Source organism: Mesorhizobium sp. M0037, from assembly GCF_040323635.1.
Classification (GTDB): domain Bacteria; phylum Pseudomonadota; class Alphaproteobacteria; order Rhizobiales; family Rhizobiaceae; genus Mesorhizobium.
In genome coordinates, this window is sequence record NZ_JAMYVB010000034.1 from 17,865 (window position 1) to 28,816 (window position 10,952).

7 protein-coding genes are annotated in these 10,952 nt (G+C 59.2%); 2 read left to right on the forward strand and 5 right to left on the reverse strand.

Annotated elements, in window-relative coordinates:
* Window positions 1-75 precede the first annotated feature (75 nt).
* The 5 genes from NKJ78_RS30870 to NKJ78_RS30020 all read right to left on the reverse strand — a co-directional run bounded on the left by NKJ78_RS30870 (window position 76) and on the right by NKJ78_RS30020 (window position 7,256).
* A complete protein-coding gene (locus NKJ78_RS30870; RefSeq protein ID WP_502901616.1) occupies window positions 76-669 on the reverse strand; it encodes an exopolysaccharide production repressor protein in 594 nt (197 codons plus the stop codon).
* A 4-nt stretch (window positions 670-673) separates the two neighbouring features.
* On the reverse strand, window positions 674-925 hold the full coding sequence (locus NKJ78_RS30005) for a DUF768 domain-containing protein (RefSeq protein WP_023707510.1): 252 nt from the start codon (window positions 923-925) through the stop codon (window positions 674-676).
* A 1,406-nt stretch (window positions 926-2,331) separates the two neighbouring features.
* Window positions 2,332-4,062: a bifunctional glycosyltransferase/class I SAM-dependent methyltransferase gene (locus tag NKJ78_RS30010; RefSeq protein ID WP_352562773.1), complete on the reverse strand. Its 1,731-nt coding sequence runs from the start codon at window positions 4,060-4,062 to the stop codon at window positions 2,332-2,334.
* A gap of 2 nt (window positions 4,063-4,064) precedes the next feature.
* Entirely contained in the window at window positions 4,065-5,168 is a 1,104-nt protein-coding gene (locus NKJ78_RS30015) for a glycosyltransferase family 4 protein (RefSeq protein WP_352461159.1), read from the reverse strand.
* A gap of 9 nt (window positions 5,169-5,177) precedes the next feature.
* Window positions 5,178-7,256 (reverse strand): glycosyltransferase, encoded by a 2,079-nt coding sequence (locus tag NKJ78_RS30020; protein WP_352562774.1) that lies wholly within the window; start codon window positions 7,254-7,256, stop codon window positions 5,178-5,180.
* A 1,254-nt stretch (window positions 7,257-8,510) separates the two neighbouring features.
* On the opposite strand from NKJ78_RS30020, the gene NKJ78_RS30025 reads away from it, so the two are divergent.
* Window positions 8,511-9,287 (forward strand): DUF4347 domain-containing protein, encoded by a 777-nt coding sequence (locus tag NKJ78_RS30025; protein ID WP_352461161.1) that lies wholly within the window; start codon window positions 8,511-8,513, stop codon window positions 9,285-9,287.
* 4 nt (window positions 9,288-9,291) lie between these two features.
* On the forward strand, window positions 9,292-10,952 hold a 1,661-nt coding region (locus NKJ78_RS30030), incomplete at its 3' end, for a DUF4347 domain-containing protein (RefSeq protein WP_352562775.1).

Below are 10,952 nucleotides of genomic sequence, written 5' to 3' on the forward strand. Positions count from 1 at the left end.
GGATGACCGCCTCCAAACACAGCGACCACAACGCACCCGTCCTCCAGTTCCGCGTCTGGATCAATGATAAGGCTTTCAGCCCGAAGCTCGGGGTAGGTGTCTGTCACCGCAAACACGTTGTAGGCCCACTTGCTGGCGGCACTGCGAGGCAAAACTGCTGCCTAAGGCCACAGCATTGAGACCACGTTTGTAGGCAAAGCTTCGCCATCCGCCGAAGCGGCGATATTCTTCAACATTGAGATTGCCCCGTTGGGCTCGCGGCTTGATTGCGGCTGGGGCAGCGTGGGGTATTTGTTTATAGACCGCGACATCGCCGAATGGTTCGCGGTTCGCTCTGCCGAACAGAACAAGGGCGAGGCAGTTGTTGTGACGGCAAAGGTCCGGAAGGCCGGCGTTCGGCTTGCAAAGGCCAGTGAGAAAGAGGTTGTGACCGTGCCGAGACGGTCGCGGGGTATCAGATGCCGTCGACGTTCTCTTGAGCCGCGACCGAAATTCGACAAGTCGAGTCAGCCGCTTCCGAGATCGCCAGTATATCAAGCAAACGACCGGCCCGGCGTACCCTACTTGCAGAACGATCAGCGCAAGGACCGCACAGCCGAGCGCGGTCCAAATTGAACCGGCTTCGATGTAGGTCCAGATCGCCCTGTGGAAAATACATTCCTCACGCATTTCATCAATTAGCGATTGCGCAATTAGCTGATTCTAAAATATCGCTGTAGCATGATGTCGCATCAGCTAGCGCTATCCATCCATAGAAGACGCTTTCAAGCTCGCCGTTGATCTGGTCGGCAGGAATGCCGGCCTTCTCGGCAGCTGTCATCAACTGGTCTTTCAAGTCGCCAACCGAGATGCGGTCTCCCTGCGCCACAATGGGCAGTTGTTTGGCTACCCACTTGTCGAGAAACTTCAGGCCACGGACGCTCATTTATTAGCAACCTCTCATCCTTGACACCGCACCCGCCCCGGGCCGGGTGACACCCGATCGCATGAGCGTGACGATTCCCTCCTATGGCTTCCCGCATTCGGTTGTCGATTCGACTTCGAAGGCCGTGATCGGCTTCAGTCGGCCCGGTCACGCGCATCGACGGCGACAAGGTAACCGTCAGCCTCCGGCCACTGGTGACTGTCGACGCCGAGCACGTGCGGGTTCGCCACGGCGAAAAAAGCCGATTGTTGACAAAGCCTAACGGCGCTGCTTGAGGAGATCAAAGGCCTCGTCGCAGGGGCAGCCGCCGGAAAGAATGGGATTCGGGCCGCTTTGGATAGTTATGCGGTTCCCGAGCCAGCACCGCGACAAGTACCGAGCAGTCGAGTTCCTCGTTGAACGAAAAGTGCGGGTCGGCCTCTGGCAAGATCTGAGCCAAGCGTAGCGATTTCAACCTGGCTGTCTTGGCGGCACGTTCTGTGCATTCAACCTCATTGATCGCTTTCGCGGACCGCACTGCACCTCGGCGTTCTCCCAGCCAACACATTTCCTGGTAGCCTCATTCTCACCTCCCCCCAGCGCAAATTTCTACATTCGGATGAACCATGTCGCCCTTCATTCTGATGAAGCCCAAGCTCAAGCAGCGGACCAGATGGCCGCGATTGTGGGCGGCGAGGTGATGCGAGCCCGGCCGAGTCTCGCGGGACCCTGGACAGGGACAGCGCCGAGTGGCTGGTGTCGGCGCTCCTCGAGTTCCTCATGGAAGGCACAATATGTCGCCGCTGCCGGCTGATATGAACCAGATCTCGGAATTGGCGCTTGAGGGCACATCATGACTGCGCACCAGGCGCCTTGCCGGAAGGTCGCCGACAGTGACGGTATCCAGCGTCCGCAACTCCCCGAAAAATTTCCATGAGACTTCGAGCCAGATATCCCGACCGGCAGCAACAGCACCAAGGTTTTTCGAGGGCGCCTTAGCCGTGGGGCCAGGGACGAGCCCGCCACTATTAAAGGACGAGACAGCCGAGACCATGATCGGTGACGCGCGCCGTACATTCTGAAAGCCAATGATCGCCGCCGTGATCGCCAACGCCGCCAGGACAAGGGCAATCGCTATCCAAACAACTGACCGGCGTCGATTTCGCATCGTTGCCCCAACCCAGGGGAAATATCAACGTATTAGCAACTGCTTGTATTTCTCGTGAACCAGGATCATTCTTGCCGAAGGCTGGGGTGGCGAGCTTAGGCATAACGGCGCGCGGTCCAGTGAATGCCCCCAAACACACTGCTGAGGCGAAAAGTTTCCGACGTGGACGTTGCGGTCACGAGGAAGCGAGGATTCCTCGCCGTCGCATTGAGTTTTTCTGACGTTGGGTTTCCATCGAAATTTGTTCGACTGTCGGAACCTACGCAAAGAGATATTGGTGTCGCTTTAGATAAAATTCTGGGTTTATATCCTGAATGTGCCATTCTAGCTCGGGCCGCTCCGAGCGGAGAGTATCAAAATATTCCGCGTTCGGGATATTATGTCTCGTATCAGTCAAGTTTATGAATTCATGTTGGAAGGCGATTAAGTATCGATCGCAGACTTCGTGAAGGCGGGGGAATATCCGTTCACGCGCAGAAATGGGCATCTCACTCAATGACCAGGTAGCGACAAAAGCGACTCGCAAATTTGCCGATTTAAGTAATTGAAACGCCTCGTCCAAGCCGGGATCCGAAACCAAGCAAAACCCATGCTCGGCAGAATTCCGGATTGTATCTGAAGCGCTTAGCTCTTTAGCCCCACACATACTCAGAAACAGTCTCTGGACCGACTGCACATGTGGAAGATCATAGATTATATGCTTTCCTCTAAATCCGTGATTGCGCAAGAGGCGGCAAAATGATCCATACCCGCCACCTATTTCAAAAATCACATCGCAATCGATAAGGGACCTGCCGGTTGCGGCCTCGTACCGATAGAGATGATACGCGTGTTGGATCAGGATCGGGCTTGTACCAAAGTCTCTTGAAAAATTCCTTGGCGTACCAACCATGCAATCCCGCGTTAAATTGAACCATTTGCTTTCCCAGTCTGTGCTGGCTCGAAGTTCGCTATAGCATGTCGGACCAACAGACGATTCGGGGACGCTAAAGACTCCCAAGCTAGGCCAGCGCAAAAAATCGAACCTGCTGCCCGTGATTGCGTCTTTCTTTATTGCTTCACATGTTTGCTGCCAAAATCCCATAGTCGATTTCTGGTCGACGAGACTTATGTCAAGATCGTTCAGAAATCGCCTGTACATCTCGTCATGATTTATGGATGCGTTCCGGCTCTCTTGATCCTTTACTTCGGCGACTGCCTTGTTCTTTTGCACGCGATCGCGCTGATTTTCCGGTATCTGTTCTTCGGCCAATAGTCGATCGCAGGCGTCGGCAGATTCTCTGTATCTTCCGGCCCAGTAGGCGTTTACTGCAAGTTCGTCGAGAAGCCCGTAGTCATAGATCCAGTTCTCCGACGCGGGCGTGTCGGTCGGGGGGATGATCCGCAAGCCTATTGCCGCGAACTCGTACCCCTGTTGATGGATACCGTTGTTGCGGCAGAACCTGGCCGCACCGTGAAGGGCCTCCGCTCGTGTCGGACACACCTCGGCTGCCTCGGTGTAGGCCGCTAAAATCTGATCCTTGGAATAGCTGAGAGCCTCCTTCAGCCTGGCGGCGTTCAGGAGGCTCACGAAGATATCCTGCTGCCATTGGTCAATGGAAGAGCGGCGTAGCAACCTGTTGTTCAAGTAAGTTGCTCCGGCACGGGGCACGACTTTGTATGCAAAGGTCGTCGGATTGTCCGGGGGGGCAGAGCCTCCAAATTCCATGTCCGCTTCCATGAGCAGAACATAGTCGTATTTCAATTCAGACGCACGAGCGCGATCAAATGCCTCCTGGCGCGCTCGAGAGAAACTGTCGCAATCCAATTGATGTAATTCACCGGGGATGTCGCGATCCGCGAAGAACGATCGTACGAATTCTTGTGTCCCGTCCGTCGAACCGGCGTCGCCGATCACCCAGCATGCGATATATGGCGCGACGGCGCTCAGACAGTGCGCAAGGGCTTCCTTCTGATTCTTTACGAGCATATTGAGGCAGAGGCGCTTCATGGTCATTGTCCTGCCACCGCTGCGGTGACAGGACCGCCGTACTTGCCCAGCCAAAACGTCCGTTGCGTGAGGGTCTCATAAACCTTGAGATAGTCCTGGGCCATGCGCCTCGAGGTAAAGCGTCGCTCGAAAGTGGCGCGTATGACAGCGCGATCCAATGTCTGGAGCCTATCCACCGCGGCGGCGGCAGAGTCGACGTCCCTGACGATGAAGCCGGTAATGCCATCGTCAATGACCTCGGGGACGGCCCCGTGATCGAACGCGATGACCGGCGTGCCGCAAGCCATCGATTCGATCATGACCAAGCCAAATGGCTCGTTCCACTCGATTGGAAACAGCACGGCGTGAGCGCCAGAGAGATAGCCCGGTTTTTGCAGGTCATCGATCTCGCCGATAACCTCGATGTTGGGATTGTCACGGACGAGCGGTTTTATGACCGTGTCATAATAATCCTTGTCCTTGTTATCGACCTTGGCGGCGATCTTTAATTTCAACCCTGCTTTGCATGCGATGTGGATGGCCCGTTCAACTCCCTTTTCAGGTGACATGCGGCCGAGAAATGCAGCGTAATCCGGCTTAACTGGCCTTGGCGTCAGGAGATTGGCCGGCATGCCGTTCGCCACCGTCCGAGCCCAGTTCAAATTCGGAATGGGTCGGCGTTGGCTATCGGAGAGCGAAACCAAGGGAGCGGTTTCAAGCGTGCTCAGGCTCTCGACCGAAAGCTCCATGCGCTCGATCAGCTCGTTCAGATAGAGGCGACCATGCAAGGTTGTCACAAACGGCACTTCTTGGCGACTGAACAATGAAAGCGGGAAATGCTCAATGTGGAAGTGCAGGACATCGAACTCATATCTGCGGCTGTATACGAGGTCAATCATGCGTTTGTAGACGGCAGGCCAGTCTTCGAGAGATTGATCGAGCCGCAGAGCTTGCTCACAGATCGGTGCCAGGCTCGCAGAGGTGGTCGAGTCGCCGCTTGCAAACAAGACGACCTCATGACCCATGGCGACCAGTTCCTCGGTCAACCAATGAACGACACGTTCGATGCCGCCGTACAGTTTGGGTGGTACAGCCTCAAAAAGCGGCGATACTTGAGCGATACGCATCACCATCTCCTAGCGAGTGAGCCACTGGATCAACTGTCGCCATTCGCGCAAGCGCCGCGGCCAATCGTACACCACAGCACAGTGCGCCTGTTGGCTCAGCGACAATCCCGGCTGGCCTCCCCACGGCGTTTCCAACTCGTCAGCCAGGTTCTCGGAAAACGTTACGGCATGTTCCTCTGCGTTGGGATTGAAAGGATAAACCCGTGCGTAGCCGGCAGTGGTTTCGGGCAACGCACCTAAGGAGGGAACGATAATCCGGCAGCCCGCCGCCATTGCTTCTATGACGGCGAGGCAGGCGGTTTCAGCAAAAGTGCAGGGATAGGCCAGGAAATGCATGGTCCGCAGCGCATTGCGGAGTTCAGAATTGGGCGCAAGGCCGTGATAGGTCACTCCCGGCATGGACTGCGCCCTGTCGTAGAGGTGTTGATAGGGACTGTCGTCCTCCAGATACAGTTTCATGGATGACCAGACATGGAGTTCAGCGTTGACAGGACTGAGGCGCTGCCACGCATCAAGAAGCACGGAAAGCCCACGAAACGGCGTGCTTGTATATGCGCAGCGCCAGGTCGTTCTCGTTTCCCAGCGTTTCGGATCCGTGCTCAAATCCAACGCGTGTCGAAGCACTACACAGCGATCCGGGGGTAGCCCGAAGGCGGTCAGGTATTGTTCTCTTTGCCAGTACGACACGAAGACGAAGCAACGAACAGAATCGACGAGTTCCCTGTCATGGCACCACTGAACCCAGCGTTGGTCGACATTGTGATGCATCCAAACGACGCGGGGCCTGACATCGGCTTTATCATATCCCGGGTGGTTCACTTGGAGATTGATCCGATCGAGTTCTTCCCCTAGCCGCTCTCTCAAACCCTCAACCATGAGTTCGGTGCCCGCCGCGGGGCGTTCCGGGACCCAAGAGCCTGTCGCCGCCAGAGCCGGCGCCTCGGTCTCGAATGCCTCAAGTTTCGGGGGCTCATCGACCGGAAGCTTGTCGGCGGCAAAGCGCGCGTTGGCCACCACGCGTTTTGCCATTTCCGCCGGCAATTTGTCGCTGGCAAGCAATTTTAGACAGGCGTCAAGCGATTCCCGGTAAGCGCCTGTCCAGTAGGCATTGACAGCAAACTCGTCGAGCAGTCCGTAATCATAGACCCAGGGCTGAATGAAAAGTCCGGCGGGTTGAGCAAGGGCGAGCCCTCGACGCGCGAATTCCGTTCCTTCCGCATACCGGCTCTGGTTGCGGCAATAGAGGCTCGCGGCATGAAGAGCCTCGGCGCGGGCCGGAACGACCTGCGCGGCACGCTCAAAGACGGCAACGACCTTGTCGAACGGCCGTCCCAGCGCTGCCATGAGGTTGCCCGCCTCGAGCAGGCTCACATAGACCTCTTCGTCCCAAAAGCCCAGCTCGGCGCGCTTCAGATAGTTCGCCAGTGATTTTTCACGTTCACCGGAGTCCCTGTAGCTCTGCGCCAAATAGAAGGTGTACCGCGAAACAAGGAAGGGATCGGTCTCCGTTGCAAGCGCATTTTCAAGAACGGCCGCGTCGTCCTGATACTTTAGTGGATTCTGGCTGCGCGCTCCGCCACGCCTCGACAAAACACGAAAGCCCTTGGCCGTCTCTCGCGCAATATTGCCGGGGGGCGTCTCGAGGTATTCGTGCAACACACCCTTGAAGGAGAATGGCAGCCGGTTTCGGCATATTAGTGGGCGATAGTATGAAATACCGCCCCCGGTTATTTCGACGTCATATATGTCGGGTTCCATTTGCGACTTGAACGCCAGCTGATCGAAATCAGGGTCCCAGACGATGAGATCATCCGCATCCATGATCATGGCGTAGTCGACAGTCTCAACCTCACGCAACCGGTCAAGGGCGAAGGTCCGGTTGTATGCGAAGTCCCGCCAGGGCTCGTCGATAACTGCGCCTTTGACATTGTGCGTGGCCAGGAAGGCGCGGACGAGGTCCTGCGTACCGTCCTCGGAACCCGTGTCGACGACGAGCACATAGTCAACGATGGGAAGCGCGCTGGCGAGGCATTGCAGGATGACCTTCGCCTCGTTCTTGACGATCATGCACAGGCCGATGGTCGTCATACTAACGGTCCGTCACGCCCGGACAGTGCCATTCTTCGCACTCCAGGATCAGTCTGGTGCGCCGCACCAAGGCTCGCATTGTTCATGCACTCCCCCCGCGGTCCCGATCATTTTTCTTATCCGGGTGCTGCCAAAACGTGTCGGCCAATTCCGCATGCGCACTTCACTGCCTATACCAGATGGCGTCAAGGGCGAGACACCCACTGCGTGGTCAATACGTAGCCACCCCGCGAAGAACCGCGACAGTTGACCTCGATTGCATCGGCGCGATGGCGAGAATTGAAGCGGAAGCGATAGGCCTGCCATTCTCGGAGAATTTTTACAGTTGCCGTCGAGCAATGCCTGCCGCCTTGTCCCTCGCCACGTATCGGGTCAATTCATATTTCAAAAACCCTAATTTTTGCACCACTAATATATCTCCAGGAAGCGGACACGCGGTTTACGACGACGACACCGTTAGACGGCAGTATCCGCTGAACAGCAATATCGAATGGATCACGGACCGAAGCTGGTCCCAAGTGAAAAACGTGGCGCGCGGGCTTCGCTGAAAAGCGGGGCCGCGCATTTCCGATCATTTCTTTTGGTGCCGGCCATCACGACTGCTTGCCGACTGGCGGGAACTGGATGGAGCGCCAAGCCTGCGGTTCTCAAGAGAATTTGCGCGGTTTTGGCCCTTCGATATTGACCAGGCTCTGCTGGTCTATTCCTGGCCATTTACCAGTTTTCCTACTTTGTAGTTTACAATCTGCTAATTTTCGCATCTACTAATATTCGTCATGCGAGGGGGTGACTGCGGGTCTTACGGTCTGTTGGCCGGGGGTGCCGCGAAAATTTTTGGGGCTGAGGTCTGGGGTCGTAAAGCCACATTGCGGACGATGAACAAGGCGCGTTCCTGGGATCGTGCCGAGAAACCCGCATGCACGTTTGCCGTCGGCGAAGACGGACAGGTTTCCCATACCGGAGTTCCTTGCGTGTTTGACGCCGATCCGTCGGCGCGACCGGTGTTGGGGGTGTGTGGTGGGTCGAGTGATATTGCGGGCGGGCCGGCGCGGAACGAGTTCCGACGTCGATGAACCCCTAAAGCGGCCATGGGCTGCCGCGGCCGGCGGCCGGCCGCTGGGCCGCCCCTGCTCCGACCTCCCTGAAAACCACGACGCCATCAGCGCCTCGCGCCCTGCCCGCGCGATCGACCCGGCCACGCCCGGCGCCGCCGGCTTTCAGCTTGAACCCAATCGGCATCGACAGGATTTCGCCATGGCCTGCGAACTCGTCTTCGTCGATCCCTCGGTATCCGATCTCGGCACGATCCTGCGAAACCTGAGACCGCAGGTCGAGGTGATACTGCTCGACGCCGAGCGCCCGGCCGCGCGCCAGATGGCGCTGGCGCTCGAAGGCCGCAGCCTCGACGCCGTGCACGTCATCGCCCACGGCGCGCCTGGGCTTGTGAACTTCGCGGCGGGTGAGTGGTCGGCGCGGACGCTGGACGACGATGCACTCGACCTCGCCGTGATCGGCCAGGCGCTGGGCGGTTTCGGCGAACTGCTTCTGTGGAGTTGCAACGCCGGCGCCGGTACCGCCGGAACGGATTTTATCGATGCGCTGTCGCGCGCGGCGGGAACGCCGGTCGCGGCGGCGAACGAACTTGTTGGGTCGCGGGCACTCGGCGGCGACTGGAAACTGAATGTACGGACGGGGGACGCCGCAGCGCGGCCGCCGCTGACCACGGAGGGTATGATGAGCTTCACAGCAGTGCTGGCCGCGATCGAGATCACGGTATCCGGCTTGATCCCAAGCGGCTCGACGGGCGGTTCGACGACCTACTTCGTGGTCGACAGGGACCACGGTGCGATCGTCGGCAACGTCAATCTTCCGAGCATGGCGAACAAGCCCTTCCGGATCACCGTCAGGGTGCCCAGCGAATCGACGGGCCTCGACGTCGGTGTCTTCGACGAAACCGGCAAGTTCACCTCGGCTGGCTTCACGGTGGATGTACCCGCGCCTCCATCCGGCGCCGTTGGATCGAGAGGGTAAGGCCATGCTGAACAACCCAGTTTCCCTTTATAGCCCGCTCGCCGCGCGCCTTTCCGCATCAACACGGGAGGCTTCGGCCGAATACCCGCGGGGCGATCATGCCACCGAAATCGTTTTCATCGATCCTGCCGTCAGCGACGTGCCGACCCTTCTGGCCGGGCTGCGGCCCGGCGTGCGGCCGGTGCTGCTCGATGCCAAGCGGCCGGGGGCCGCGCAGATGGCGGCGGCGCTGGTTGGCCGACGAGGCCTTGCCGCGGTGCACATCATCGCCCACGGCGCGCCTGGTCGCGTCGGTTTCGCGGCCGGCGAATGGTCGGCTGAGACACTTGCGCGCGACGCCGGCGACCTGGCGGCGATCGGCCGGGCGTTGGCCGAGGACGGCGACTTGCGGCTGTGGAGCTGCGAGACCGGCCGAGGCGCGGCTGGCGAGGCGTTCGTCGAGGCGCTCTCCGAAGCGGCCGGCGCCGACGTATCGGCTGCGGCAGCTCTGGTGGGCGCCGAGGCGCTCGGCGGGCGGTGGGACTTAGCCGTATCGGCTGGCGCGCGAGTGGCGCCACCGCTGACCGACGCCGGGGTGGCAAGTTATGCCGGCGTGCTGAGCCTCGAGGTGACGCTTACGGGGTCGCTCGATACTACCACCAGCACCCAGAAACCTGTTCAGTATTATATCACAACTTCGACTGGCGTTATTGTTGATAGTTTTTCGCTGCCGTCAAACGGAGTGGCGCCCTTTACTTCGGTCGCAATTCTAGTCGATGTTCCCGCGGCTGGAACGTATACGATTACCGCGTTTGTGCAGTCGGACGGCCCCGCCAACACTTGGACTCAAATTTCGGCGGGAACCTTTACTACTGCAGGGGTGATCAGCGGCGCGGACACCACTGCTGGCGATGGCGTTTTCCAGCTAACCGCTGCCTCCTCCACCAGTAATACCGGCCCGACTGGCGCCACAGGCTCGACCGGAGCGGCCGGCGCCACAGGTTCAACCGGAGCAGCCGGCGCCACAGGTGCGACTGGAGCAGCCGGCGCCACCGGTTCGACCGGAGCAGCCGGCGCCACTGGTTCAACCGGAGCAGCCGGTGCCACAGGCTCGACCGGAGCAGCCGGTGCCACAGGTGCGACTGGAGCAGCCGGCGCCACGGGTGCAACAGGTTCGACTGGAGCAATAGGTGCGACCGGAGCCACGGGTGCAACCGGTTCGACGGGTGAGACCGGCGCGACCGGAGCAACAGGTTCGACTGGTGAGACCGGCGCGACCGGAGCAACAGGTTCGACGGGTGAAACCGGCGCCACGGGTGCAACCGGTTCGACGGGTGAGACCGGCGCGACCGGAGCAACCGGTTCGACAGGTGAGACCGGCGCGACCGGAGCAACCGGTTCGACGGGTGAGACCGGCGCGACCGGAGCAACCGGTTCGACGGGTGAGACCGGCGCGACGGGTGCAACCGGTTCGACAGGTGAGACCGGCGCCACGGGTGCAACCGGTTCGACGGGTGAAACCGGCGCGACCGGAGCAACCGGTTCGACGGGTGAAACCGGCGCGACCGGAGCAACCGGTTCGACGGGTGAAACCGGCGCGACCGGTGCCACAGGTGCGACTGGAGCAGCCGGCGCCACGGGTGCAACAGGTTCGACTGGAGCAATAGGTGCGACCGGAGCCACGGG